Genomic DNA, 21,585 nt, shown 5'->3' with positions numbered 1-21,585 from the left:
ATAGCGCATGGCCGCGCTCGCGCCTACGCCGCAGCCAGCGTGTGTCCAGCAAGGTTGAAACCATCAGTTGGCGGCCGGCCCGGTGCTCCCTGCGCATCGCACGCGCAAGGATCTGCAAAGCCGGCCGGCCCTTACTGGCGCTGCGCAGCCTCAATCAAACCAAGCCTTGTAAATCGCCTGATAGCTGCCGTTTTCATTCGAGATGTGCAGCCACTGATCCACGAACGCCTTCAGTGCGACGTCGCGCTGCAGCCAGTAGGCCTTCTCGGAGAAGTCGAACGGCTTCTCCGGGTGGACGGCGCACAGCACTCCGGGATGCAGCTTCTGCTGATAGCGGGTCTCCGAGGCGTCGGTCATCATCAGGTCGGCATCGCCCTTGGCGATCTCGTCGAAGATGGTGACGTTGTCGGGGTGGACGCGGATGTCGGCGGCCTTGATGTTGGCGCGGGCGAAGCGCTCGTTGGTGCCGCCGGGATTGACCACGACGCGGGTGCCCGGCTTGTCGATGTCGGCGAGCGTCTGGAACTTCGAGGTGTCGCTGCAGCGCGCGATCGGAGTCTTGCCCTCGCGCATGATCGCGGTCGAGAACAGGCCCTTCTTCTGGCGGTCGAGCGTGATCGACACGCCGCCCATGGCGACGTCGAATTTGTCGGTCTCGAAATCCTTCATCAGCTGCGGCCAGCTGGTCGGGACGAACTCGACCTTGACGCCGAGCGCCTTGCCGAGCGCCTCGGCCATGTCGACATCGAAGCCGGAAAACTTGCCGGTGGCCTTGTCGAGATAGGTGAACGGCTTGTAGTCGCCGGTCATGCCGACCCGAAGGCTGCCGCGCTGCACGATCTCGTCGAGCCGGGAGGCCTGGTCGGCGAGCGGCTCGGCCGCAACGCCGCAGAACAGCGCAAGTCCGGTCAGGGCGGCGACGGTCCGGTTGAAAAGTCCCATATTGAAATACCTCGCTTGGTTTGCCGCGCCAGTCTTAGCCGACTGCGGCATGTCCGACGAGGGGTGGGTGAGGGCGGTTTCTCTGGTCGCGAGGCCAGGGCCATGCCGCATGTCGATGGCTGCAGGTGCCGGCCGGAAGGTCCGTAGGCGCCGTTGGCGCTGCGGCGAGCCAGCCATGGCGTGCACGATCAGCGCATCATTCCGGATGTCCTGCCGCAGATGCAGCGCCCCCGACCGCGAAGCCCCGGTTCGGCTGGATCTCCCGATCAGGCGCGCATCATCGGTGCATTGTTCGCTCTGAACGTTCGCCGATGGAATGAGGACGATAGAATCAGCAGGCCGCGAACCAGCCGTCGGGGAAGGGAATCAACGGCCAGGCGCCGTGATTGTCGTTGGCCGCCTTGGGAAACGACAGAGTGGAAAACAGACGGCTCATGGGATCGATCTCGGGCTCGGGTGCGATTGCCGTTCTGACAACGTCCAGCATCATCTCGTACTCGGCTTCGCTCATCATGGCCCCCACACGAACTGCGGAAACCACCATGACAAAGCTCTACTCTGTCCAAATTGAGCGGATCACTTAAATTGTAACGATCGACGGCGAAAGACCCAATTGGTTACCGTTGTCTTTCGTTCCGTGCCTGTGGACGGTAGCCAAGTCTTGCTCCGATAGCTGTGAACGAGATCACAAACAGCCGTTTTTATCTGAACTGGCCGTCGCGCATCGTGAACGAAGCGCGCCCTCACGCCGTCATCGGCGCTGGCCTGCCACGGCCGGGAACGCGAATTCCTCGTCTTGCGTGAGAATGTCTCGCATCAGACGCGTCAGATCGCTTGGCTTGAACGGCTTTGCGAGCTGGTGCAGCCCTCTGACCTTCGCCAACGAATTCAGGAAGTCGGGCGTCCCGGCTTCCTGCTCCAGGATCATGCCGGACATCATGACGATCGGCATGTCCGGATGCGCCGCCCGTGCCGCCCTGATGACCTCGTTACCGTCGATGTCGGCGAGGTTGAGATCGATCAGGGCCGCCGCGAAATCGTCGCGGACGACAGCGTCCAGCGCGAGCCGGCCGTCAGTCATCGCGGTGACGGCGTAACCCTGGCGAACAAGAAGGTGCTGGATGACGCAGCACACACCGACTTCATCGTCGACCACAAGAATGTTCGTCATGACGCTCTCCTGACCGAATTTGATGCCGAGCGAGGCTGCCGGGCCTCGGTCAGCAATCGTTGGCGGACCTCGATGGCCTGATCGATCGCCTCGAGCAGATCGAGCAGGTCGAACGGCTTCTGCAGCGCAGCAGTCGCTCCGAGCTTGATCGCCATGCCGAGGAAATCGGGGGCGCCCTGCTTCTTGTCCGTGAACGCGTAACCGGAGATCGCGATGAACGGCACCGTCGGATCGATCTTGATCAGTTCACGGATCGTCGCGAGTCCATCCATACCGGGCATGAACATATCGATCACCACGGCGTCAAACGACACACTGCCGAGCAGCCGAATCCCGGTCGGCCCGTCGGGCGCCAGGAAGACGCAGAATTTTTTCTTCTTCAGCAACGTTTCCAGCGCAGCGCGCGTGGCAAAATCATCGTCAATAATGAGAACGGTAGGCATGGGCCACCTCAGTATGATTTGGACTGAAGGACGCGCACGCTACGAGGACAATGCTCCGAGACTCGAAACAACAAACTAAACCAGACTGAATTAGTTGCAGCTAATTTGCAACCAGCAGTTACGGTCGCGAGTGCTGCTGCTGTTCATTTTACCGTCGTGTGTACGATACGATGAAGATGGAACTGTGCTTGCGTGTGCTCAGCTCGCCTTGACGGCTGCGATCCAGACGAGCCCGACGGCCACCAGGGCGGCGTTGCACAAGCGCCGAATCGTCGCTCGTTCGCCGAGGAACAAGACTCCGATGAGGCTCGCAAACAGCACGCTGCATTCCCTGAATGCCACGACGTTCGCAATAGGGTTGCGGCTCAGCGCCCACAGAAACACCGCGAACGAGGTCAGGCCGAGCACGCCGGCGATGAGCACGGGAATGAAGCCTGCGCGAATGTCCGACAGGATCGCCGCGCCTTGGCGCGCCGTTGCGACGAGAAAGAAGACGAGACTGTCCAGCACCACGATCCAAGCCGTGAAGGAGGCCCATCCTTCGGCCTGCCGCGTCCCGGCGGCATCCACCACCGAGTAGCCGGCAACCATCGCCGCTGCGACGATGGCCGCACCAAGCGCGCGCCGATCGATGCGACCATGGATGCGGTCGCGCGCGAGGCCGAAAATGCCGAGACAGATGATGGCGATGCCGACGAGCTGACCGGCGTCGGGCTGCTGGTGAAGCACCACATAGGCAAACATCGCGGCGAACAGCGGCACGGAGCCGCGGGCGATCGGATAGGAGCGGCCGAACTCGGCCGACCCGTAGGTCACCGTGAGGCTCACCTTGTACGCCGCGTGCAGGACGAGGGACGCCAGGATGAGCGGCCACGTCAATGCCGAGGGGACCGCGACGAAGAACAGAAAAGGCAGGGTCACGATGCTGCTCACGAGCCCCATGCCGGCTAGGATGGCGAGACTGCTGCCGTTCTTGACGATGGCATGCCAGCTCGCATGGAGCAGGCCGGCGAGCAGCATGAGAAGCGCGGCGACTGGGTCCAACGGAAAGCTCGGCGAATCAGGCGCCGGGCTGCCAGAGCGCCGGCGCGAAGTAGGGGGCGTGATCGTGGGCGAGGGCCTGGCGCGAAATGATTCGGCTCGACGGTGACACATCGAGCCGCTCCCACTCCGATCTGTCGACGAAGCGCAAGGCAGCGATCTCCTGGCCGTCGGCCGCGAGCACCCCGCCGATGACGTCCGCCTCGAAGGCGATCACCGTATAATAGGTCAGATCGCCGTTCGGATAACGAATGAGGAACTCGGGGCCGCCGAACACGCCGAGCAGACGCCGCGGGCGCACGAGCAGGCCGGTCTCCTCGAAGCATTCTCGCCGCGCGGCATCCGCCGGATGCTCCGTCGGATCGACCGCGCCGCCGGGCAAGGTCCAGAGTCCGGTCTCCGCGTCATGCCCGAGCAGGATACGTCCGGCGTCGTCGAACACGGAGATTGAAACGGCCGTGGTCGCCAGCAGATCGTGGCCCACCTTGCTACGGACGGCTCGGAGATGATCGGAGATGGCCATTGCTGATCGCTGCCCGGAGAGTTCGACGGTCGCTTGCCCGACCGAACGGCGGCCGTCAAGGCAACGGGATTGCCGGAGTCCCATGCGCGAAGCCGCTCATGGGCCACCGGTCGCGTCCGTCCGCGTGAGCATTTGGCCGCAGAGGTCAGAGAGTATGGCTTGGATGGATTGAGTGCAGCCAATCGGCATGGGCCGAATTGGCTCCCCGGGCTGGATCACCTTTTGGTGATCCAGCCCTGTATCTCCAGTGTTTGCTGAGTTGGCCCGACGAGATTTTACAGATTAGGCCACCAATTAGGCCACCGATTCGGCCGTCTTCCGCTTCCGCTTCACCACGGGGCTCGGCAGGGGCGTCCAGGGCCTCAACCCGCTGTCGGTGATGAGGCTGTCGAGATCGATCAGCGTTCTCGTCCCGCGCCGATACGCCTTGACCTGACCGGCCCGCATCATTCTGTAAAGCGTCGGGGCCGACATCGCGCCTTCCTTGCATGCCTCGCGCACCGTGCCCAAGCGCATCTTCGGCGAGCCGTTAGAACTCATCGTCACTCTCCTCGAACGGCTTGTTGATATTGTCCAGCACGTCGTGTGCGGTCCGGATGTGGATTGGCTTGCCGCTTGCGGCCAGTCTCCGCGCCACTCCGCAGAGGTACTTGATGCCCTTCAGACGTCGCTCAAGCTCGCGCGGGTCTTGCTTTGACTCGTTCTGATCGGCCCATGCCCTAGCGGCAGCGACGACCGGATCGGGGTCACTCATGCTCCTGTCTCATGTTTGAAATCGTCCAACATTGGACGACGTAGTTATTAGTTGATCGCGCCGGCTCAGAACAGGCCGCGCCATAAAATCGGTGTCGATAGCTCGCGCAAAAAAAATCTTGCAATGAGAGTCCAAAGATTAAGAGCGCGACTCATCAACGGCTTGGAGCCGCGTTCTTAAAGTGATTTCTGAAGAGTTTGTTTAACTCGGCTGACGGATCACAACAATTGCCCAATGTCGTGGCATTGTGAGTCGTTCGGATCGGCCGTAAACGGATGGCCAGCCCCCAACATGAGGGCGGCCCACGCAGGGACCAGCTGCGCGAGCCGCGAGAAGGCATCCGGCCTCAACTCCGGACAATGATCAAATAGCCTTCAATCTCGGCGAAAGCAATTGCCCCCTGCGCGGAAGACCAGCAATCGGTCTTCAATGCGTGTCGACAATTGCCGCTCGGTGGTCCCGACAATTGTTAGCTCATCAGAAGTCCGATCGCTGAAAGGCGACAGGTCGAGCCCGGCCGTGTTCCTGTCGCCCGGCAGTCGAGCCAAGCCGTCGATGACGACCGCAGCGCGCTCGGCCGCATTATCCCGAGCAATGTCGCGGGCTCTTGCTCTGACGGAACGGACGATGAAGCCGCATGTCAGAGATTCCGGCCCCGCACGCAGCATCGCTATTGGCGTGCGATACACCGAGGCAACTCATCCCCCGTTCGCGCGGGTCCAAGCCCCGCGCGGAGGACCGCTTGGCCGCACGTGACGCGGCGCCCGGATAAAGCGACTGGAAATAGCGGTCCTATTCCGTCTTTCCCCTCTTGCACGGGAGGGGAGGACTGACGGAAGCGGAAGTGTGCCCGGACGCAGCGCGTGACAGAAGCGCAGCCCTCAGGCGAAGCGCATGTCACACGCGTATGATGGAGACGACGATGCCGAAACCGATGATCACACTGCCGACGTCGCAGATGCACGCGCTGCTGATCGACACCGCCAAGCGCCGCGCGCCGACGCAATCGCGGCTCGACATGCTCTTGCGCTTCGAACGGCAGTTGTACGTGTACGGCAATCTGACGCCTGCTATGATCTCGACTTGTCAGATGACGATCTCATCGAGCCGGTGATGCCCAAAGCCAAGTCGATAAACATCAACATGCGCATGAGCCCGCCATTGACGCTGGCGCAGTTCGCCGCCAAGTCGGGCCTGTCCATCGATGCCGCCGCGATCATCCTTGCGCAGTTCGCCGCGCGCGGGCTCGCCAAGGTCACCGACGCAGACCGAGGCCTCTACCGCATCGGCTACACCTTCCGCGCACCAGCGGGCTCCTAATCGAACCTATGAGGCCTTCCCGTGCCGCCTCTCCCATCAGTCAGGCAAGAACGCTTCGCCCAACTCGTCTGCCGAGGCATCCCGCCGTATCGCGCTTATGTTCAGGCTGGCTATGCCTTCAACGATGGCTCACCATATCGTCTGCAAGGTAATGCACGGGTGATGCAGCGCATGAACGAGATCAGGCAGGACATGGCGCGGGAAAACCGCGTGACGGTGCAGTCGATCACGCGCGAGCTGGACGAGGCTGCCGCGCTCGCCCGCCGGCTGGAGCAGCCCTCGGCGATGACGCAGGCCATCACGGTCAAGGCGCGGCTGCATGGTCTGATCGTCGACCGCAAGGAGAGCGGCGCGCCGGGCGACTTTGCCGCCGCGCAGACCGAGGCCGAGGTCGTCGAGGCGATCCGCGAGCAGCTTGGTGACGGTGCGGCCGATGCGCTGCTCGTCCTCATCGGCAAGCGCCCTGGTGGCCGACCTGGTGGCCTTGCCGAGCCGGCCGAGGTGACAACCAAGACGATCGAGGCGATGCCCGTTGATAACATTGAGGTTTCCGACTGACGTCTGGACGAGTTCGCCTCCACATCTAGGAGCGCGTTCTGTTTCCTTCGGGAAGCAGGACAGCCGAGCCCTCGGCGGGCAGGTCGGCGGGCGGGATCGGCGACATCGAGCGCCGCCGCCACCGCGGGCCACGGCAACCCCGGTGACGCCACTCCGCCCCCTAGGGCGGGGGAGGGAAGGTTCCGATGGGTGTAGGGCCGCCTATTTGCGCACCGCCTCTGAGAAAATGGGACCCGCATCTCCGTCACCACACGCGTCCAGATGGGACCCGTTCATGGAACTCGAAGATTCGCAACTACACATATTTGTGGGTGGAGAAAACTCGCTCCGGGTGGACCACAGTTGCTCTGCCCAGAGGGAATCATTGATGGTCCCTCTAGCTTCCCAGGAGATCCGAGGCGCGCTGATGAGTACGCTCAAGCTGATTTCAGCCTATGCAGCGATGATCAATCCGTTTCTCGCGGCGGTGCTGTCCGGGTTGCACGCGTATGGCGAACGAGGAAGGTTCTGGCGCTGCGCAGGCCAAATCCTGTGCGCTGTCGCGCTTGTTGGGTACGGGGTGTTTAGGGTCCTTTACTGAAGCCCTCGTACACGCCTGCGGCCAACCGACCCAAACGCCTGCGCCAGTCGCAGAACAAGTTGGCGATGCTCGCGCCCTCGGCTGACTGCCATGGGGACTCGTTCCGGGTGGTCGGTTTCCGACCGGCGGGTTTTCCCCCTTTTCCCCGGCTAATCTTCCGTAAACCGCGAAGGGGCTCGTTCCGGCCGGTTCTAATGATGCTTAGGTTGGGTTCAGCACAACCTGGAGACCCCGATGCGCGACCGCGAACAGCGACCCAAGATCGATATTCCCGCTGACGACAAGCCCAAGCCCAAGACCGAGCGCCTATGCGCCTTCTGCAAATGCAAGCTGAAGCCCGACGACACGGGCATGATGTGCAAGTACTGCGCTGAGAACCACCGCTAGCATGTCCGATCGTCTTTCCCGTGCCCGCCAGATCGCCGAGGGCAACCATGGCCGCGTTGTTGCCGAGGATGGCGACGCCGTGGTTGTCGAAGTGCCGGCGGATGTCGCGCCAGGCTTGGCGGGCATTTGGGGTCAGGGCGGATTCTCGGCGCAGTTCATCGGCCAGACGACGCGAGATGCGCCGAGACGGGTCACGAATTGGCAGACGGGCGCTGTGATCGTCTGCGAAGGCGATCTGGTGACGACGTCGTTCTACCGGTATCGGATCGGACTTAGACCCGCGCAGGAAGGCGTCCAGCAGCCTCGTCCAGCGGATTTGACGGCGCCGACGCCGCCATGGCCGGGTTGCGCCTGAAGCACCCTCCGCGCCTCCCATCGCGAGGCGACTACAACATGACCGTGAGCCATGCCACTGTTGTTGTCGGCTATCGACACCGATCTTGTCGCTATCGACACTCAATCACGCCCGCACGTCTTCACGGCCGCGCTGATGCGCGTAATCTCCGCTCGCCGATCGAGGGAGGTACACATGACGGCAGAGAAACAGGTACCAGTGACGATGCGGGCGCTGATCGCGCGCATCAACCGGAAGCTTGCACCTGATTGGAAGGCGCTGCGGCACTGTCGCAAGGACTCGCGGTGGTTGGATGCATACGGCGAGTATTTCGTTGTTGATTTGAGGCGCAACCAAGCTGATCGGGCGTTCATCGATCCGGTCGAGTACGGTGCCGAGCTGGGTGTGTTGCAGCCGTTCGAGGAGGTCAGGGTATGAGCGACGGGCATCCAATCGACATGGACCGTCTGGCCGCAGAGAACCCCGGCCTGTCACAGTTAAAACTCTGCGAGCTTGCTGTGCTGGGCGGGCTTGTGAAGGTGCACCCGGATGCCGCCGACAAACAACAATTGGCTGAGGAGGCACACCGTGTCGTCGAGGTCATCAAGACGATTGCGGAGTACACGGTCTGCGGCCTTGACCTTGTCCCGCGAGACATAGCCGACGCGGTCGTCGACAAGCACGTCGAGGCCCTTGGTGACATGTCGGAGGAGGACCGGAACTTTTTCCTCTACTACGCTCTCCGTGGAGTCGAGCTTGAGGCACGAGCGCTCATCGCCTGCCACGCCAAGGAGGAGGCAGCATGACCGAGGAGGAACACAAGCGCCGGATCGATGCCGCCGAGCGCTACATCAAGAACGCGACGAACCCGGAGGATCGCCGGCAGGCGATGGCAGCGTTGCTGCAGGCCATCAGGCAGATCGAACAGCTTGAGGCAGAGCGCGGCGGACCGTTGCCTCTCTAGAAACCACCGACACAACAATTATCGCGACTTCATCAGCGCGCTCCGGCACCCCGCACCAAGCCGCGCCCCACCGCAAGCCCCCTAGATAGGTGTGACATCAACCACTCTAGTTCGATATGACGCTGCGTGCCGTGCGCTTGCGGCGGCCAAGGCTATCGATGAAGTCAAGGACATCCGTGACGAGGCGATCGCCATGGCGGCCTACGCCCGACAGGCGAAGAACCGGGAGCTGGAGGCCAATGCTATCGAGATTAGGATGCGCGCCACGCGCAGACTTGATCAACTGCGCGTCGCTCAGAAGGAGACGGTTGGGTTGGCCCAAGGCAGACGGACTGACTTAGGTTTGGAAAAAACCCAAGTTAAGCCGACGTTGGCCGAGCAGGGCATCGACAAGAACCTCGCTCATCAGGCGCGGACACTCGGCGCGATGTCGGATGAGCAATTCGAGGAGAAGGTTGCAGAAGCCCGCGATGCAGTGAACCGCGCTGTGCGCACCGTCTTTGATAGGAAGAACATTCGTGGTACTCAAGGCACCAGCGACAACGAATGGTACACGCCGGCTGAGTACGTCGATCTGGCCCGCTGCGTGCTCGGCAACATCGATCTCGATCCGGCATCCAACGATCAGGCCCAGCGCACTATTCGAGCCAAGGCGTTCTTCAGCAGGGAAGATGACGGGCTCTGTCGAGACTGGAACGGCCATGTGTGGCTGAACCCGCCGTATGCTCAACCGCTCATCGAGCAGTTCGCCGACAAGATTCTGGCCGAGTTGTCGGCGGGCCACGTCAAGGCGGCGATCATGCTCACGCACAACTACACGGACACGGCGTGGTTTCAGAAGTTGGCCACCGTAGCCGCTGCAATCTGCTTCACGCGCGGCCGTATTCGGTTTGAAGCGCCAGATGGGTCTCTGGCGTCGCCAACCCAGGGGCAGGCGTTCTTTTACTTTGGCAAGGACGTCATCACCTTCCGGGAAGCATTCCGAGACGTTGGCTTCACTCGGTGAGCGACCAAGCTCAAAGATGTAAAGTAGGCCCGACGGCGACGGGGGCTGGGTGAACCGGATGCCCACGCTTGACCGGCAGGAGTTCGATCAAGTCCGCTTCGTTGCGGATCGCTGCCTGAAGTGCAACGCGAGCAAGCACGAAAACGTCGTTACACCATTCGTCGCGCATAGCGACGGCGGCGCGGCGGATCGTCTCGCCGGAGAAGCCGATCGGAGCGCCTTTGGCCTTCGACGGAGAGCGCGGCTTCTGAACGATGTTCCGTACCTTCTGCAACGGGCATCGCAAGCTCTTGCGCCAACCGCTGACGATGCCGTGCGGCGTCGTGTACCGGCGGCGCTTGAGTTCGGGCAGGGCGTCACGCCAAGCCGCAACAGCTTCGACATTGTCGGCCATCTGCATCGACCAGAACTGATCCATGCGGTCGATGTCGCCGAGACCGTGGTCGGCCAGCCAGCCGCTCATGCGGAGGCTGTACGCGGCGCCTTTGGGCGAGTTGACGCCGGCAAGGATCATCGCCTCGCGGCGACCGATGCGGCAGGCGCGGCCGACGGCGCACCAGTCCTGAAACGACATTCGCTCGCCTTGACGGATGCGAGCCAAGGCCTCGCGCCCATCGGCAATGATCGTGATCTCGTCCGTCATCAGCCGATCCCGGCTTGAACTGCCGTGACCGTCACGGCCCCGCCGGTGCTGTTGTTGGTCACGCGCCATGGCGCGATCGGACAGGTCGAAATCGCACCGATTTGGTTCTGAGACGACGTGATGGGCCCACCGATGGCACTGGCCGAGAAAACTGTCGGTCCCGCTGACGACGGGAACGTATTCGTCGGGTCGTCCAGCGTGACGTCGACTTGGTAAGTCGAGCTGAGTGAGGCGACGCGGATGCCGAACCCGATCTGCATCGGCGGCTGCCCCTGCATGTTCGTCAGCTGCCACGGACTAGAGCCTGAACTACTAATAGTGATGTATCGCGGCTGCACCTTTGTCTCCCGTGACATTCTACGGCGCATTGCATGCGACCGAGGCAAGGTATAAAATGCGCTTATGCCGTGGCACTATCAAGAAGGAAACGGTTATGAGCGACTTGGAACGCGCCGCTGCGGACATCAACGCAGCTGAAGCGGAAGTCCGCAACGCGACGGAGAAGTATCGGCGCGGCGGCTCGGCTGACAAATTGAACAAGGCAAACGATCGGCTCGCCGATGCGTGGAGCGAATACCGCAATTGCTCTGGCAGGATCGCGCCGCGGCACGGACGCGACGACGTACGGACGAGAGCGGTGTTCGCGCCAGATCATCGCATGCAATTAACAGGACGTCGACATGGCCAAGCCACCTCGCTTTCCGATCAAATTGGAGTTCTGGACGACGCCGGAGCAATACGACGCGCTGGTACTGCTCGCTGAGGCATCGTTGATGGACAGATCGGATCATTTGCGACAGGCGCTCCATGCCCATCTGACGCACCACGGCGCAATTGCAGCCGTGCTGCAACAGCAGGCCAACGGCGCCGCACATCGCGTGTCAACCAAATCAGTCTGATAGGAGTGAGCTGTGAGCTACAGTTACGAAGCGATCATGACCGCACAGTTCCAGCGCATCCAGGAGGAGAAGGCGCAGCAGGCAGCGGAGCTTGAGGCCGGGCGAATGGCCGAGGACCCTGACAGGGTCAACTATGCCGCCAATCGCATCCTCGAACTCGATGCGCAGGAAGCCGCTTTGGGCCAGCGCGCCAACACGTACTACAGCCAATCGCAGGCATCGGCTCGGCAGCAGAACCCGCACGGCCTGAGCGATGAAGAGGTCAAGATCGCGGAGAACTTCAGCCAAAATCCAAGCTTGTCGCGCGAGCAGAAGCTTGAGATGTATGCGCGGCAGAAATCGCGCTACCAGCATATGCGCCGAACCGGCGAATATCGCGACGATCAGGGAACGGTCCGGAGGTAGCCATGGTCCTGACCTTCAAGAGCACCGCAGTCGCTGAGGTCTACATTGTCGAGCGTGAGGCCAACGGCGACCAGCGCGTCGCCCGCGCGTTCCAGATGAACAACAATCCAAAGCAGTGGTCCGCGCAGATCGAGCACCCTGCGGGGACGCGCCCCTGCAGCAACATCTACGGCGGAAGAAGCGATGTCGCCGTTGCGCTCGCGGACTATTTACACCGCACGCGCGCCTCATATTTGCAGGAAGCGGCGCGCGGCCATCGGCCAGAGCGTCCCGGACGTGATGCCAATGTCCGCGTCGATGAACTCGGACAGCCGATGGAAGTCACGAGCTTCCGAACCCGCAACCAATAGGAGACGCCGATGTCGCTGCTGTCACGCCTTCGCGAGTACAAGCGCCAAGTTGGACCGAGCGGCGAGAGCCGCAATCAGAAGACCCTGGATTATTGGGCGAGCTACGCCAGCGAGAACTCGCTGCATCCGGGCAAGACGCCCCCCAAGGCCAAAGGTCCGGGCCGCACGGACAAGAACCACGTTGGCGAAGACGACTACATGCCGAACGTTCGACGCGTCGGCTGATCTTGAGCTTGATGGTGATCCGGTGGTGACACGTCGGAAGTATCGAAAGCCGATGGCATTCAAGGATGGCGGTGCCGTGCCGCTGGTGGACCATGTTGCGCCGCCAGGCGCGGCGCCTCAGCCACCGGCAGAAGCCGGCACCAGTGCCGAGTCGGCGGACCCGCTCAAGGAAGCGTTGCAGGCGCAGCGCCACGCCGAGGAAATGGCGAGGCAGCCGCCGCCGTCGATCACCGAGCAGATTGACCGCATCCCCGGCATCTCTGAGTTCAAGCGCGACACGCTGCGGCAATACCCCCGGCTCATGGACCCGACCATTGCCCCGCTTGCGTCAAGGCACTACGCCGCCGCCTTGGCCGACGGCGTCGAGGACGACACGGAGGCAATGAAGAGCCGCATTCTCGGCGGTGTCACGGCTGATCTGGATCTGATCGAGCGGACCCGCACCGCACCTCTCCGGACCGATCCGGCATCCTCTGCGACGGCCGCGCCAATCTCGGAGCCGCGTTCCCCCGTCCATTCGTCTCCGCAAGCTGCACCGCCGCAGCTGCGGCCGACGACGGCGACACGACGTTCCGTCCCGATCTCGGCTCCGGTATCGCGCGGAGTGCCTTCCGCGTCGGGACGACAGGAAAGCGGATTGATCACCTTGAGCGCCGAGGAGCGCCAGATCGCCCGGAACTCGTTTGGCGCGGTCAGTGGGCTGTATCTGTCCGATGACGAGAAGGAGCGCATGTATGCTGCCAACAAGCGTCGCTATCTCTCGATGCTCGCGTCTGGCCAATATGGGGGGCAGGGGTGACCTACAGCGACGATCCCGCCGTGCATGCCGCCGTTGATCTCTGGATGCATGACCGCATGCCGCATCCTTGGTGCCCATCCGGGGTGATAGCGCCGCGCCCGATGACCCGTTCTGACGTTGTCGCTGCGGTCCTGGACCGGTTCGGTCCCGATGCCGCCGGGTCGATCCGGGTCAGGGTGCACTGATGGCGATTCCGGTGCGCCGAGACTATGCACTGCGCGAAGTCGAAGACCTCGCCGCGAATGTTGTCGTCCGGCTCACGACCATGCGGTTCCTGCCCAAGAGCACCAAGCGCGACGTGGCGGGCCTCCGTGAGACCTTGCAGCAGTATGTCGACGCAGTGATGGCGATTGCGCATGAAACCGAAGGATGAGACCCGCTACATCCCGATGGGCGTGGCCGAGAAGAAGAGCCGGTTGGAGCGGTTCGCCGAACTTAATAGGTGGGTCACAGCGCGTGGCGGCTGGATAGTGTCGGTACCGGGAGCCAATCTAGTGGTCGTCGAGTGCCTGCCGGATTCGAGCCTGATCAACGAACTTAAGGACTGCGGTTACGAAGTTGCCGTGGTCGGAGGTGGCGAGCGCATCATTCCTGATAACACCGTCCAGACTTTCGGACTGACATCGGGAGGCGGTTTAGGGCAGCTTTTGCCGGGGTCGACACGAGCTGTTGGGTTGACGATCGTCCACGCGGGCATAGCTCGGACAGTACGGCTTCATTTTCAGTTTTAGGCCCATGGCTGCATCGATGTGCCTACGCGGTGTGTACGGCAGGAGACTGCCCTCCGTGCGTACAGGAGGCAATAGAGCCTTGGATCGCACAGACGATTATCGATGGGCGGCCGAGGTAGGTCGCATCTTCCGTCCCTCTGGAAGACTCTCTCTGAAAGGCGTATGTTTAGGATCGTCAATGGCCGAAAGCCAAGGACGAAGGACCGCCGAGGCGGCAACCGCGGCGGTCCTTGCTTTCTGGGTCGTCAAAGGAGGGCTTATACTGGAGCCATACCAACATTCCCGAATGTTGGGGGCGGCGCCCTGAGATTCCCCCCGAGAAGACTGAAGCCGATTGCCGGGCCGCTTGCGTTCCTTTCGACGGGTAGCGCTTGCGGCCCGTTCCTTTTTCATGGCCCTTTGGTGCTCGGCTGGCGCTCCGAAGGGCTCAGACTGTTGTCATGGCAAATCTCCTTAACCATGCTTCTGCCTGAGGCGTGACAGCTTGTCAATTACATCGTGACAGGCTATCAGTGCATAATTCGCAATTCACAGCGCGCAGCCTCGGGAGCTTGTCATGACTAATACTGAAGGCGCTGGCCAAGGGCCAGCGCAAAGAAAAGAGCGCAGCCCTTCGTTTCCGTACATCGGTCTAAGCAGGGCGGTGGAACGCGTGAGAGCGGTGTACGCAAACGCGCGACGACATGAAGCGCGCGTTGTCGACGTTGCTGCGGCCTGGGGTTGGGGAGCCAAGAGCAGCGGAACTCTTCAAACCATTGCGGCCTTACTCGCATATGGTCTGTTGGAAGATCAAGGGTCCGGGGATAATAGGAAACTGAAGGTTACTGATCTGGCCTTCAAAGCCCTTGAAGACGAGCGCCCCGGCGAGCGAGAAGCTGCCCTGGCCGAAGCCGCGTTGAAGCCCAAGCTCATTGCGGAATATGCAGAAAGATGGCGCGACGGCCGACCCGGTGACGGCATTTGCATAAGTGAGTTGCGCATTGATCGAGGGTTCACTGACGATGGAGCACGGCAGTTTCTGAAGGTTTTCGATGATAGCATCGAATTCACCAGGGCTCTAAAATCTGATAAGAAGGATGACAGTGATGCTGTTGAGTGGGGACAAACTGTGGATAATGGAACCGGTGCTCAGTTGAGAAGCCCGCTACTGCTTCCGGTCAAGCGGGAGAGGATTGTCCCCGCTGAAGGCGAGCGGGTGGTGTTCACCGAGGAAACCGATCCTCAAAATTATCTCAAGCTGATCGCAAGTGGGGCAATTGATGAATTGATGCTTGAGGCTCTGGAGGACTTCGTGAAACGTCAGAAGCGGCGGCTTTCACGGCCTCGCGTGATCGATAAGATCGATGCCGGAAACGCTGACGAGTCGGCCAATTGAGTCGATCCGGAGAGCGCGATGTCTTACGTCCTTCTGGTGACGTGGTTTGCGTACGGGCAGCCACCTAGCAGCTATCAAAGTATCTTTGATTCCGAGCGAGCTTGTGGGCTTGCCCGGTTTGCTGTTCTCGCGGAAGCGGAGCGTATGAAGAGTGAAGTCGGTGCTGCCGCAGAAGCCGCCGCAAAACGCGGAACTTATCTCCCTGCTTCTGCTTCGGCTCCCCGAGTTTCGGCCGTTTGCACGCCCAAAGGGTAACCTGACCAGGAGAGCGTCACGATTGTGCCCTTGTGCTCCGCAATGCAGGCCGACAGAAGCCGCTCCTATTGAATGGCCGGTATTGTTGGCGGTCTGTCATTTCGCGCTAGATCGGAACAAAGGGCATGTCTCCTTCCCATCCTTCACTCGGCTAACAGGTCTTCTTTTTCTTGGCCCCGAGCAACGATGCTCAACGCATAGTCCGACAACGGCCGCTGCAATGCCTTGGCTTCGTCCCACTGCGCGCGAAGCCATACCTTGTGCTCCTCGGCCGTGGTTAGGATGACGGGCATTGCCTTCGGGTGGATCGGTGCGACCACTGCGTTGGGTTCTGTCGTCAAGAACCCATAGACAAGATGCGGTCCCGGCACAGGCTTGGACTTGGTGCCGCGATCGCCCTTGAACTCGGTCCAGATGCCGGCGAAGCAGGCGAGAGGCCGATCGTCCGAGAGCGCGAACCAAACGACGTCCTTCTTCTTGGTCTCCGGGTTAGGCTCCGGCGCGTATTCGGCGAAGCTGTTGAACGGCACGAGACAGCGGTTCTCCGGCTTCAGCCAGCCGCGCCAATGCGGCGACGACGTGTTGCGGATGTTAGTGACAGGCGGTCCGCCCGTGCGTGGCGGCGGCGGCATCCCCCACCGCATCAACACCATCTCGCGGTCCTCGTCATTGCTGCGGATAACCGGCGCTGGATAGTCCGGGAACACGCCGGGCATGGGCGGCAGGTTGCCTTCGTATCGGCGGACGACCCGGAACAGGTCGGCGATCGCGGCTTGGTTAGTCGTGATCGAATACAAATTGCACATTTGTAATCAGCCCAGAAGCACGCTTGTACGCTGCTGCAACGCTGGACGAACCGCCCGTTCGACAATCTCGATCGCCTGCTCAATTCTTTCGCGATTTGGGTCGGGTTCGCCGGGTGCCGTTGCAGCCCATATATCACGTTCAAGCTCTTTCATCAGAGTGGGGTCATATGGACTGCCTTGCTTCACGTTATGTACAAGCATGTTAGAAGAAATCTGGATCGAGTGCAGCACTTCAGTCACCAGGGCGAAGGCGTGATCAATGTCATTCTGAAAAACAGCTTGAGCGCGATACTGTTTACTGATTAGCTCCGAAAGAAAATCTTTGTGCTTATTCATTCTCTCTATCGGTGCGTAGTAGTGATTTCTGGAACGCGCTTCCGCCACGGTTTCTTGGTCGCCTCTCTTGCGTGTGACGCCTTCGCCTTCGTATGAAAACGGGACTCTTATCTCGCGGATGGTATCCTGAAGTTTGTAGAACGAAGCCAATACGTCTTCGGCGAACTCAACGCGACGTCCATAGTCATGTAGCTCACGCTCATATCTAAATCGCTTTTCTGCCAGTTCTTTCTCGAAATCGAATTTGCGCTCCGCTAGATGAAGCTCTGATGCGATCTTGTCGGAGTTAATTGTGCGAGAAGATCGGTTCGAAAAGATATTGCCTATCAGCGATACAAGTCCTGAAACAACGGCGGCAATGACCGCTGGACCAATCAACTCGTTGAGGGTCATTTTTTGCTATCGCTCCTCCGGCGACGAGATGCCCGGCGGGTCGCCCACAGAAATCTTGGTCTCCCGCAGCGCGACGAGCGCGCTCCGCTTGTATGGATAGCCGCGCAGCTGCGAGCAGTCCCTGCAGCGCATGTATCGCTCGAGCTCATGTATTGGCGTGGTCTTCGGTCGCCGGATGATGTCGAGCGCCACGGTCTGGTTGGTGTTGCAACCGAGGCATCGAACCTCCAGATAGCCGAAGCCGACGTTTAAGGCATCGCCCAGGGTCGGGGACGGCTGCGCCGGACCACCGGCTTCAAGCATCCGCTTGTTCCAGGCGATGCATGCGAGGCGGTCGGCCTTCTTTCGCGCGCGAGCGGCTTGTTCCGCTGCAATGCGGATGGCGGCGCCATAAAGCCGTTCGCGCGATTTCGTGCTCATGGTGCATGATTCCCCTGAACCGGCGTTATGGAAAGCCGCTAGGCCTTGCGGTGGAAAACGGCCCAAGCCACAAGTGGTCAATCCCGCCCAGCTGCGCCGAGCGTCGCCGCTTCGATCGGCACTGGCGCTCTCCACGCGCGCGCGGCACTACCGCGCGCTGAGACCTTGTCTCCGGTTCTGGGAGGGGCGAGGATTTGCATTGACCTGCAGGTACCGCCTGAGGTCGATTTGGGTTGGCGCGGCTGTGATTCCCTGGGAAGTCAGATGCAGAACACTTCGCATGCGGTGATGGCGCAACGCAGCGAGGCCGCAGACAGCCCTGACGACTTTCCGACTCCACCGTGGGCGACGCGTGCCCTGTGCGAGCATCTTCTACCGAAGCTCGACCTAGCTACGCAGACATGCCTGGAGCCGGCTTGCGGGCGAGGACATATGGTGCGTCCGCTGAAGGAATACTTCAGTCGGGTCAATGCCGCCGACGCGTATCCCTATGGTTTTGCGCCCGTGCGCGATTTCCTGACCTACCCCTACGAAACAGATTCTCACGATTGGGTCATCACCAACCCGCCCTTCCGGCTTGCCGAGGAATTCGTTGTCAGAGCGCTGACGGTCGCAAAGACAGGAGTGGCGATCCTCGCGCGGACAGTGTTTCTAGAAAGCTTAGGGCGCTACGAAAGTATCTTCTCCCGAACACCGCCCTCCGTCTTCGCGCAGTTCGTCGAGAGAGTGCCCATGGTCAAGGGAAGGTTGGATCGCAAGGCGTCAACCGCGACCGGATATGCTTGGTTAATCTGGAACAAGCAGTACTTGGGTCACCCACAGCTGAAATGGGTGCCCCCTTGTCGAAAGACGCTTGAGCGCGACGACGACTATTCGGACTTGTTGTAACGATCCATTCCATCACGAAGGTTTTGAAGTGCCGCTGCACTGTCTCCCGCTTCTAATGCCTTGATCGCCTTCTCTACAAAGGCATGCAGCCGTCGTCCCTTGATGCCTGGAGGCCCCTTTGGCGGCAGTTCGGAAGTAGGGGCCGCTTCAGTCGTCCCGTACTTTCCCTGTGAAGCCTCCACGATTCTGGCCTGATTTTCACCGAACCAAGCCGCAACATCGTGCTGGTTGTCGCCGCGTGCCAGCATGCCGATCGCAATTTTCGCGTCATGGATTGTCATCGCCATACTCGCGCTCTCCCAAAATAAAATTGAAAGCACCCAAAGGTCGTACAGTAATCGTTCTGGTTGTGCAGATTGACTTGGAAAGTGCAGGCGTTCAAGAGCGGCTTTCACGATCTGTTGCCTCTAAGGGCCAACTTGGCAAGCGATTGCCTTGGCGTCGGCGGCAAGCGACGGCATGTTACGGGTAATCCCGAGAGACCGCCGGAGCGCCGATGACCAAGCACCTTGATCCCGATGTTGCCGACCTGGCACCCGATGACCAGACGCTGACCGGATACGACGAGCAGCACTTCGTCACGTATCTCCGGCTACTCGATGCAGCCGCGGAGGGGGCGGATTGGCGCGAGGTGTCCCGCATCGTGCTGCATCGTGATCCGGAAGCCGAGCCGGATCGGACGCGGTGGGCCTATGACAGTCACCTTGCGCGGGCCAGATGGCTGTCAGAGGTCGGCTATAAGGGCTTCTTGAGAGGGCCGGACTGAGGCGCGCTTGCTTGGCCCTGCGGCGGCTCCGGATCGTCGGAGCAGGCGGCGGGTCCGCCCGCGCGGAATAGGAGCACTGAGCGCCTCGCGCGCGTTACATCTGGGCACCGAATATTACGCAGCAACAACGCTGAGATCCGGCTTGGGCTTCGGCGGGTTGCGCAGGGTGTCGACCTTGTCGGCCCAATACTGCATGAGCCGGACGCGGTCCGGCCAATAGGTGCCGCGCGCGTAGAGGGCACGGACCGAGTCGTCCACGTGGTCGAGCTGCATCTCGATCAATGCGGGATCGAATCGAACGGCTCCGTCCTCGGTGCGCTCCTCATTGAGGATAGTAGACGCCGAGCTGCGGAAGCCGTGCGGGTCGTGACGATCGCCATAGCCGAGAACCTTGAGCGCGGCATTCATGCCTCCGTCGCTGAGAGGGCGGCCATTCTGCCTGCCGGGGAATAGGAGCAGCTGATCGCCCGTGAACTCCTTCAATTCGCGGAGCAATTCGACGGCTTGCCGGGACAGCGGGACGTCATGCGGCTTGCCGACGCGGAAGTTGGCCTTCTTGCGCTGCGTCCTTTGCTTGCCGGTGTCGAACGGCACCGACCATTTCGCATTGTCGAGGTCGAATTGCTCCCATCGGGCGTTGCGGACGTCGCCCGGCCGGACAAATGTCAGCGCCAGCAGCTTGAGCGCGGCACCGATCAGGTTGTCATTGCGGCCCTCATAGCCATCAATCGCGCGCATCAGCTCGCCGAATTTGGCAGCGCCGTCCGGCTCGTCGGTAACCGCCTTGCGCCGTTCGTGCGTCTCGGACGGGCTGATCCAGCCTTCCTCGGACACGTCGCGAATCGCCGCGAACGGGCTGGCCGTGATGTAGCCGCGAGCGACAGCGAACCCCATGATCTTGATGGCGTGTCCCTGCAGCCGCACCCGCGTCTCGTATTTGCCTTCGGCCTCGGCCTTCTTCAGGACCTCGGCGAGGTGCGAGACTTCGACCTTGGTAATCTCGGTGCTACCGAACGCCTTGGTCAGGTAGCGCACCATCCGCTCGGCGCGATCGGCGGTCTTGCCAGCCCGGCCGATCTTGTCCCGCATGGCGAGCCATTCCGCGGCCACCGATTGGAAGGTCAGGATGGGGGCTTTGCTGGTGGCCTCGGCCTGTTGCTTGGTGGCCTTTTCTGCCTGCTTCGCGGCAGCCGGGTCCTCGTTGTCTCTGACCAGCTTCCGGGCGGCGTTGTGCTTCTCGCGGGCCTCGTCCTCGGTGGTGAGGTCGTAATTGCCGATCGTCAGTTCCTTCTGGATCGCGCGGCGGTCGTCGCCGTCGCCCTTGTAAAGGCGGAACTTGTACTTCCAGGACTTTCCCCCGGCCGGGCTGACTTCCAGGAACAGGCCATTGCCTGCCCCGAGCCTGCGGGGTTTGCCGTCCGCTTTGGCCTCTTTCTCGGCCTTTGCGATGTCTCTGAGTGTGGGATTCGCCATTTTGGCCCCCTCGCTGAAACGCCCCCAACCGGGCGCATCAGCATTAGGCCACCAGCAATTGGTGGCCTCAAGTGGGGAAGGCCACCAGTCAGGCCACCAGCTTTAGGCCCCCAATGACCCGGCCCGACACGGCCCGATCCGGTCTGAAACCTTAAAAAACGAGCAAAGTCAGGACTTTGAGGCCTGATTGATCCGGTGCCTTATGGGGGTGATTTGGCTGGAAAAGAGCCATCTGGCTCCCCGGGCTGGATTCGAACCAGCGACCATTCGATTAACAGTCGAATGCTCTACCGCTGAGCTACCGAGGAACAGGCGAAACGATGTTCGCGAGCGGGGTGCGTATAACAAAGCCTTCCGGCCTTGCCTAGAACGTTTTCGCATCTTTGTGACGATTGTCACCGCGCGATCAAAGGCTCAGGAATCCAGAGGCTTATCCTTGTTTTGAACGCTCGGTGGGCAGCTGGCGCCCACAATTGGATGACAGGAAATTCACTAGAACGGGAGCAAATGGCCGGAGATAGTCGGCTGGAACTGTGCGGTGCGGGGGTCATGGAGCGCTTTCAGATGTCGAACACCCTTTTTCAGGTCGATCGAGGTGAAACGTCACCGTCGCTGATTCCCGACCAGGTCGAGCGACTCACCGACGATGAGTGCCTATCGCGGTTGGCCCAGGCGGTGACCGAGGGGGAATCGGAGCAGCTGGACGAACTCGCTCGGTTGCTCGGCCGGTTGGCCGTCGTGATCGAGTAGAATCGGCGCTCACCGCAAGTTCGCTTGCCCGCGGGATCAGTGCGGCCA

At 61.3% G+C, this 21,585-nt stretch carries 37 protein-coding genes and 1 tRNA gene; 21 read left to right on the top strand and 17 right to left on the bottom strand.

Features of this window, described 5'->3' with window-relative positions:
* Positions 1 to 150: 150 nt before the first annotated feature.
* The 9 genes from ACQR1I_RS14345 to ACQR1I_RS14305 form a co-directional block, all read right to left on the bottom strand.
* Positions 151 to 942, bottom strand: a complete 792-nt coding sequence (locus ACQR1I_RS14345) for a transporter substrate-binding domain-containing protein (RefSeq protein WP_434867284.1) — start codon at positions 940 to 942, stop codon at positions 151 to 153.
* Between the two features lie 331 nt (positions 943 to 1,273).
* On the bottom strand, positions 1,274 to 1,453 hold the full coding sequence (locus ACQR1I_RS14340; protein ID WP_434867445.1) for a hypothetical protein: 180 nt from the start codon (positions 1,451 to 1,453) through the stop codon (positions 1,274 to 1,276).
* Between the two features lie 240 nt (positions 1,454 to 1,693).
* The gene (locus ACQR1I_RS14335) at positions 1,694 to 2,113 is read right to left on the bottom strand and encodes a response regulator (RefSeq protein WP_434867285.1); all 420 of its coding nucleotides are present in this window, start codon (positions 2,111 to 2,113) and stop codon (positions 1,694 to 1,696) included.
* On the bottom strand, positions 2,110 to 2,556 hold the full coding sequence (locus ACQR1I_RS14330; protein WP_434867286.1) for a response regulator: 447 nt from the start codon (positions 2,554 to 2,556) through the stop codon (positions 2,110 to 2,112). The genes ACQR1I_RS14335 and ACQR1I_RS14330 overlap by 4 nt, the downstream gene beginning before the upstream one ends.
* 198 nt (positions 2,557 to 2,754) lie before the next feature.
* Complete coding sequence (locus ACQR1I_RS14325) at positions 2,755 to 3,600, bottom strand: EamA family transporter (protein WP_434867287.1); 846 nt, start codon at positions 3,598 to 3,600, stop codon at positions 2,755 to 2,757.
* Between the two features lie 16 nt (positions 3,601 to 3,616).
* Complete coding sequence (locus ACQR1I_RS14320; protein ID WP_434867288.1) at positions 3,617 to 4,120, bottom strand: NUDIX domain-containing protein; 504 nt, start codon at positions 4,118 to 4,120, stop codon at positions 3,617 to 3,619.
* A gap of 294 nt (positions 4,121 to 4,414) precedes the next feature.
* Positions 4,415 to 4,660 carry a helix-turn-helix domain-containing protein gene (locus ACQR1I_RS14315; protein WP_434888737.1) on the bottom strand — a complete coding sequence of 82 codons (246 nt, stop codon included), beginning with the start codon at positions 4,658 to 4,660 and terminating at the stop codon, positions 4,415 to 4,417.
* Positions 4,650 to 4,874, bottom strand: a complete 225-nt coding sequence (locus ACQR1I_RS14310) for a hypothetical protein (RefSeq protein ID WP_434867290.1) — start codon at positions 4,872 to 4,874, stop codon at positions 4,650 to 4,652. The genes ACQR1I_RS14315 and ACQR1I_RS14310 overlap by 11 nt, the downstream gene beginning before the upstream one ends.
* Positions 4,875 to 5,248: 374 nt before the next feature.
* On the bottom strand, positions 5,249 to 5,563 hold the full coding sequence (locus tag ACQR1I_RS14305) for a hypothetical protein (protein ID WP_434867291.1): 315 nt from the start codon (positions 5,561 to 5,563) through the stop codon (positions 5,249 to 5,251).
* A gap of 233 nt (positions 5,564 to 5,796) precedes the next feature.
* Here ACQR1I_RS14305 and ACQR1I_RS14300 point away from each other — a divergent pair, with 233 nt between their 5' ends.
* The 10 genes from ACQR1I_RS14300 (at position 5,797) to ACQR1I_RS14255 (ending at position 10,023) form a co-directional block, all read left to right on the top strand.
* Positions 5,797 to 5,988 carry a hypothetical protein gene (locus ACQR1I_RS14300; protein WP_434867292.1) on the top strand — a complete coding sequence of 64 codons (192 nt, stop codon included), beginning with the start codon at positions 5,797 to 5,799 and terminating at the stop codon, positions 5,986 to 5,988.
* Entirely contained in the window at positions 5,988 to 6,194 is a 207-nt protein-coding gene (locus ACQR1I_RS14295) for a hypothetical protein (protein ID WP_434867293.1), read from the top strand. The genes ACQR1I_RS14300 and ACQR1I_RS14295 overlap by 1 nt, the downstream gene beginning before the upstream one ends.
* A 21-nt stretch (positions 6,195 to 6,215) precedes the next feature.
* Entirely contained in the window at positions 6,216 to 6,752 is a 537-nt protein-coding gene (locus ACQR1I_RS14290; protein WP_434867294.1) for a hypothetical protein, read from the top strand.
* A 274-nt stretch (positions 6,753 to 7,026) separates the two neighbouring features.
* Positions 7,027 to 7,332 (top strand): hypothetical protein, encoded by a 306-nt coding sequence (locus tag ACQR1I_RS14285; protein WP_434888736.1) that lies wholly within the window; start codon positions 7,027 to 7,029, stop codon positions 7,330 to 7,332.
* Between the two features lie 234 nt (positions 7,333 to 7,566).
* Positions 7,567 to 7,719, top strand: coding sequence for a hypothetical protein (locus ACQR1I_RS14280; RefSeq protein ID WP_434867296.1), 153 nt, complete (start codon positions 7,567 to 7,569; stop codon positions 7,717 to 7,719).
* 1 nt (position 7,720) lies between these two features.
* Positions 7,721 to 8,074: a hypothetical protein gene (locus ACQR1I_RS14275; protein WP_434867297.1), complete on the top strand. Its 354-nt coding sequence runs from the start codon at positions 7,721 to 7,723 to the stop codon at positions 8,072 to 8,074.
* A gap of 174 nt (positions 8,075 to 8,248) precedes the next feature.
* Entirely contained in the window at positions 8,249 to 8,491 is a 243-nt protein-coding gene (locus tag ACQR1I_RS14270) for a hypothetical protein (RefSeq protein ID WP_434888735.1), read from the top strand.
* Positions 8,488 to 8,859, top strand: coding sequence for a hypothetical protein (locus tag ACQR1I_RS14265; protein ID WP_434867299.1), 372 nt, complete (start codon positions 8,488 to 8,490; stop codon positions 8,857 to 8,859). The genes ACQR1I_RS14270 and ACQR1I_RS14265 overlap by 4 nt, the downstream gene beginning before the upstream one ends.
* Complete coding sequence (locus ACQR1I_RS14260; RefSeq protein WP_434867300.1) at positions 8,856 to 9,017, top strand: hypothetical protein; 162 nt, start codon at positions 8,856 to 8,858, stop codon at positions 9,015 to 9,017. Before ACQR1I_RS14265 ends, ACQR1I_RS14260 begins: the two co-directional genes overlap by 4 nt.
* Before the next feature lie 91 nt (positions 9,018 to 9,108).
* Positions 9,109 to 10,023 (top strand): DNA N-6-adenine-methyltransferase, encoded by a 915-nt coding sequence (locus ACQR1I_RS14255; protein WP_434867301.1) that lies wholly within the window; start codon positions 9,109 to 9,111, stop codon positions 10,021 to 10,023.
* A gap of 10 nt (positions 10,024 to 10,033) precedes the next feature.
* On the opposite strand, the gene ACQR1I_RS14250 is transcribed toward ACQR1I_RS14255, so the two are convergent.
* Both ACQR1I_RS14250 and ACQR1I_RS14245 read right to left on the bottom strand, forming a co-directional pair.
* Positions 10,034 to 10,666, bottom strand: coding sequence for a hypothetical protein (locus ACQR1I_RS14250; protein WP_434867302.1), 633 nt, complete (start codon positions 10,664 to 10,666; stop codon positions 10,034 to 10,036).
* Entirely contained in the window at positions 10,666 to 10,926 is a 261-nt protein-coding gene (locus tag ACQR1I_RS14245) for a hypothetical protein (RefSeq protein ID WP_434867303.1), read from the bottom strand. Before ACQR1I_RS14245 ends, ACQR1I_RS14250 begins: the two co-directional genes overlap by 1 nt.
* A 420-nt stretch (positions 10,927 to 11,346) precedes the next feature.
* Here ACQR1I_RS14245 and ACQR1I_RS14240 point away from each other — a divergent pair, with 420 nt between their 5' ends.
* The 8 genes from ACQR1I_RS14240 (at position 11,347) to ACQR1I_RS14205 (ending at position 15,450) form a co-directional block, all read left to right on the top strand.
* Complete coding sequence (locus tag ACQR1I_RS14240) at positions 11,347 to 11,565, top strand: hypothetical protein (protein ID WP_434867304.1); 219 nt, start codon at positions 11,347 to 11,349, stop codon at positions 11,563 to 11,565.
* Between the two features lie 12 nt (positions 11,566 to 11,577).
* Positions 11,578 to 11,970 (top strand): hypothetical protein, encoded by a 393-nt coding sequence (locus tag ACQR1I_RS14235; protein WP_434867305.1) that lies wholly within the window; start codon positions 11,578 to 11,580, stop codon positions 11,968 to 11,970.
* 2 nt (positions 11,971 to 11,972) lie between these two features.
* Entirely contained in the window at positions 11,973 to 12,320 is a 348-nt protein-coding gene (locus tag ACQR1I_RS14230) for a hypothetical protein (RefSeq protein ID WP_434867306.1), read from the top strand.
* 9 nt (positions 12,321 to 12,329) lie between these two features.
* Entirely contained in the window at positions 12,330 to 12,545 is a 216-nt protein-coding gene (locus ACQR1I_RS14225; protein WP_434867307.1) for a hypothetical protein, read from the top strand.
* Positions 12,546 to 12,597: 52 nt separating this feature from the next.
* The gene (locus tag ACQR1I_RS14220) at positions 12,598 to 13,344 is read left to right on the top strand and encodes a hypothetical protein (RefSeq protein ID WP_434867308.1); all 747 of its coding nucleotides are present in this window, start codon (positions 12,598 to 12,600) and stop codon (positions 13,342 to 13,344) included.
* Between the two features lie 184 nt (positions 13,345 to 13,528).
* Positions 13,529 to 13,717 (top strand): hypothetical protein, encoded by a 189-nt coding sequence (locus ACQR1I_RS14215; RefSeq protein WP_434867309.1) that lies wholly within the window; start codon positions 13,529 to 13,531, stop codon positions 13,715 to 13,717.
* On the top strand, positions 13,701 to 14,075 hold the full coding sequence (locus tag ACQR1I_RS14210; protein ID WP_434867310.1) for a hypothetical protein: 375 nt from the start codon (positions 13,701 to 13,703) through the stop codon (positions 14,073 to 14,075). The genes ACQR1I_RS14215 and ACQR1I_RS14210 overlap by 17 nt, the downstream gene beginning before the upstream one ends.
* A gap of 556 nt (positions 14,076 to 14,631) precedes the next feature.
* Complete coding sequence (locus ACQR1I_RS14205) at positions 14,632 to 15,450, top strand: hypothetical protein (RefSeq protein ID WP_434867311.1); 819 nt, start codon at positions 14,632 to 14,634, stop codon at positions 15,448 to 15,450.
* A gap of 398 nt (positions 15,451 to 15,848) precedes the next feature.
* Here ACQR1I_RS14205 and ACQR1I_RS14200 read toward each other — a convergent pair whose 3' ends face one another.
* Genes ACQR1I_RS14200 through ACQR1I_RS14190 form a run of 3 tightly spaced genes read right to left on the bottom strand, consistent with a single transcriptional unit; the run spans position 15,849 to position 17,660 of the window.
* A complete protein-coding gene (locus tag ACQR1I_RS14200) occupies positions 15,849 to 16,511 on the bottom strand; it encodes an SOS response-associated peptidase (protein ID WP_434867312.1) in 663 nt (220 codons plus the stop codon).
* A gap of 6 nt (positions 16,512 to 16,517) precedes the next feature.
* Positions 16,518 to 17,240, bottom strand: coding sequence for a hypothetical protein (locus ACQR1I_RS14195; RefSeq protein ID WP_434867313.1), 723 nt, complete (start codon positions 17,238 to 17,240; stop codon positions 16,518 to 16,520).
* A 6-nt stretch (positions 17,241 to 17,246) separates the two neighbouring features.
* Positions 17,247 to 17,660: a hypothetical protein gene (locus ACQR1I_RS14190; RefSeq protein WP_434867314.1), complete on the bottom strand. Its 414-nt coding sequence runs from the start codon at positions 17,658 to 17,660 to the stop codon at positions 17,247 to 17,249.
* Between the two features lie 264 nt (positions 17,661 to 17,924).
* Between ACQR1I_RS14190 and ACQR1I_RS14185 the strand changes: the two genes are divergently transcribed.
* Entirely contained in the window at positions 17,925 to 18,548 is a 624-nt protein-coding gene (locus ACQR1I_RS14185; RefSeq protein WP_434867315.1) for an SAM-dependent methyltransferase, read from the top strand.
* Here ACQR1I_RS14185 and ACQR1I_RS14180 read toward each other — a convergent pair.
* Positions 18,530 to 18,943 (bottom strand): hypothetical protein, encoded by a 414-nt coding sequence (locus tag ACQR1I_RS14180; RefSeq protein WP_434867316.1) that lies wholly within the window; start codon positions 18,941 to 18,943, stop codon positions 18,530 to 18,532. The genes ACQR1I_RS14185 and ACQR1I_RS14180 overlap by 19 nt on opposite strands.
* Before the next feature lie 101 nt (positions 18,944 to 19,044).
* Here ACQR1I_RS14180 and ACQR1I_RS14175 point away from each other — a divergent pair, with 101 nt between their 5' ends.
* Positions 19,045 to 19,314 (top strand): DNA -binding domain-containing protein, encoded by a 270-nt coding sequence (locus ACQR1I_RS14175; protein WP_434867317.1) that lies wholly within the window; start codon positions 19,045 to 19,047, stop codon positions 19,312 to 19,314.
* A gap of 114 nt (positions 19,315 to 19,428) precedes the next feature.
* Here ACQR1I_RS14175 and ACQR1I_RS14170 read toward each other — a convergent pair whose 3' ends face one another.
* Positions 19,429 to 20,787 carry a tyrosine-type recombinase/integrase gene (locus ACQR1I_RS14170; protein ID WP_434867318.1) on the bottom strand — a complete coding sequence of 453 codons (1,359 nt, stop codon included), beginning with the start codon at positions 20,785 to 20,787 and terminating at the stop codon, positions 19,429 to 19,431.
* 233 nt (positions 20,788 to 21,020) lie between these two features.
* Positions 21,021 to 21,095 (bottom strand) — tRNA-Asn (locus ACQR1I_RS14165).
* Between the two features lie 256 nt (positions 21,096 to 21,351).
* Here ACQR1I_RS14165 and ACQR1I_RS14160 point away from each other — a divergent pair.
* Positions 21,352 to 21,537: a hypothetical protein gene (locus tag ACQR1I_RS14160; RefSeq protein ID WP_434867319.1), complete on the top strand. Its 186-nt coding sequence runs from the start codon at positions 21,352 to 21,354 to the stop codon at positions 21,535 to 21,537.
* The last annotated feature ends 48 nt before the right edge of the window (positions 21,538 to 21,585 follow it).

The sequence above is a fragment of the Bradyrhizobium sp. HKCCYLS2038 genome, from assembly GCF_051167655.1.
GTDB lineage: Bacteria > Pseudomonadota > Alphaproteobacteria > Rhizobiales > Xanthobacteraceae > Bradyrhizobium.
This window is presented reverse-complemented; position numbering and strand designations above follow the sequence as displayed.

Excerpts from the sequence above, each read along its gene's own strand:
- ACQR1I_RS14345 (WP_434867284.1), bottom strand. The coding sequence starts at position 942 with ATGGGACTTTTCAACCGGACCGTCGCCGCCCTGACCGGACTTGCGCTG.
- ACQR1I_RS14340 (WP_434867445.1), bottom strand. The coding sequence starts at position 1,453 with ATGAGCGAAGCCGAGTACGAGATGATGCTGGACGTTGTCAGAACGGCA.
- ACQR1I_RS14335 (WP_434867285.1), bottom strand. The coding sequence starts at position 2,113 with ATGACGAACATTCTTGTGGTCGACGATGAAGTCGGTGTGTGCTGCGTC.
- ACQR1I_RS14330 (WP_434867286.1), bottom strand. The coding sequence starts at position 2,556 with ATGCCTACCGTTCTCATTATTGACGATGATTTTGCCACGCGCGCTGCG.
- ACQR1I_RS14320 (WP_434867288.1), bottom strand. The coding sequence starts at position 4,120 with ATGGCCATCTCCGATCATCTCCGAGCCGTCCGTAGCAAGGTGGGCCAC.
- ACQR1I_RS14315 (WP_434888737.1), bottom strand. The coding sequence starts at position 4,660 with ATGAGTTCTAACGGCTCGCCGAAGATGCGCTTGGGCACGGTGCGCGAG.
- ACQR1I_RS14310 (WP_434867290.1), bottom strand. The coding sequence starts at position 4,874 with ATGAGTGACCCCGATCCGGTCGTCGCTGCCGCTAGGGCATGGGCCGAT.
- ACQR1I_RS14300 (WP_434867292.1), top strand. The coding sequence starts at position 5,797 with ATGCCGAAACCGATGATCACACTGCCGACGTCGCAGATGCACGCGCTG.
- ACQR1I_RS14295 (WP_434867293.1), top strand. The coding sequence starts at position 5,988 with ATGCCCAAAGCCAAGTCGATAAACATCAACATGCGCATGAGCCCGCCA.
- ACQR1I_RS14285 (WP_434888736.1), top strand. The coding sequence starts at position 7,027 with ATGGAACTCGAAGATTCGCAACTACACATATTTGTGGGTGGAGAAAAC.
- ACQR1I_RS14280 (WP_434867296.1), top strand. The coding sequence starts at position 7,567 with ATGCGCGACCGCGAACAGCGACCCAAGATCGATATTCCCGCTGACGAC.
- ACQR1I_RS14275 (WP_434867297.1), top strand. The coding sequence starts at position 7,721 with ATGTCCGATCGTCTTTCCCGTGCCCGCCAGATCGCCGAGGGCAACCAT.
- ACQR1I_RS14270 (WP_434888735.1), top strand. The coding sequence starts at position 8,249 with ATGACGGCAGAGAAACAGGTACCAGTGACGATGCGGGCGCTGATCGCG.
- ACQR1I_RS14265 (WP_434867299.1), top strand. The coding sequence starts at position 8,488 with ATGAGCGACGGGCATCCAATCGACATGGACCGTCTGGCCGCAGAGAAC.
- ACQR1I_RS14260 (WP_434867300.1), top strand. The coding sequence starts at position 8,856 with ATGACCGAGGAGGAACACAAGCGCCGGATCGATGCCGCCGAGCGCTAC.
- ACQR1I_RS14250 (WP_434867302.1), bottom strand. The coding sequence starts at position 10,666 with ATGACGGACGAGATCACGATCATTGCCGATGGGCGCGAGGCCTTGGCT.
- ACQR1I_RS14245 (WP_434867303.1), bottom strand. The coding sequence starts at position 10,926 with ATGCAGATCGGGTTCGGCATCCGCGTCGCCTCACTCAGCTCGACTTAC.
- ACQR1I_RS14240 (WP_434867304.1), top strand. The coding sequence starts at position 11,347 with ATGGCCAAGCCACCTCGCTTTCCGATCAAATTGGAGTTCTGGACGACG.
- ACQR1I_RS14230 (WP_434867306.1), top strand. The coding sequence starts at position 11,973 with ATGGTCCTGACCTTCAAGAGCACCGCAGTCGCTGAGGTCTACATTGTC.
- ACQR1I_RS14225 (WP_434867307.1), top strand. The coding sequence starts at position 12,330 with ATGTCGCTGCTGTCACGCCTTCGCGAGTACAAGCGCCAAGTTGGACCG.
- ACQR1I_RS14220 (WP_434867308.1), top strand. The coding sequence starts at position 12,598 with ATGGCATTCAAGGATGGCGGTGCCGTGCCGCTGGTGGACCATGTTGCG.
- ACQR1I_RS14215 (WP_434867309.1), top strand. The coding sequence starts at position 13,529 with ATGGCGATTCCGGTGCGCCGAGACTATGCACTGCGCGAAGTCGAAGAC.
- ACQR1I_RS14210 (WP_434867310.1), top strand. The coding sequence starts at position 13,701 with ATGAAACCGAAGGATGAGACCCGCTACATCCCGATGGGCGTGGCCGAG.
- ACQR1I_RS14205 (WP_434867311.1), top strand. The coding sequence starts at position 14,632 with ATGACTAATACTGAAGGCGCTGGCCAAGGGCCAGCGCAAAGAAAAGAG.
- ACQR1I_RS14200 (WP_434867312.1), bottom strand. The coding sequence starts at position 16,511 with ATGTGCAATTTGTATTCGATCACGACTAACCAAGCCGCGATCGCCGAC.
- ACQR1I_RS14195 (WP_434867313.1), bottom strand. The coding sequence starts at position 17,240 with ATGACCCTCAACGAGTTGATTGGTCCAGCGGTCATTGCCGCCGTTGTT.
- ACQR1I_RS14190 (WP_434867314.1), bottom strand. The coding sequence starts at position 17,660 with ATGAGCACGAAATCGCGCGAACGGCTTTATGGCGCCGCCATCCGCATT.
- ACQR1I_RS14185 (WP_434867315.1), top strand. The coding sequence starts at position 17,925 with ATGCAGAACACTTCGCATGCGGTGATGGCGCAACGCAGCGAGGCCGCA.
- ACQR1I_RS14175 (WP_434867317.1), top strand. The coding sequence starts at position 19,045 with ATGACCAAGCACCTTGATCCCGATGTTGCCGACCTGGCACCCGATGAC.
- ACQR1I_RS14170 (WP_434867318.1), bottom strand. The coding sequence starts at position 20,787 with ATGGCGAATCCCACACTCAGAGACATCGCAAAGGCCGAGAAAGAGGCC.
- ACQR1I_RS14160 (WP_434867319.1), top strand. The coding sequence starts at position 21,352 with ATGTCGAACACCCTTTTTCAGGTCGATCGAGGTGAAACGTCACCGTCG.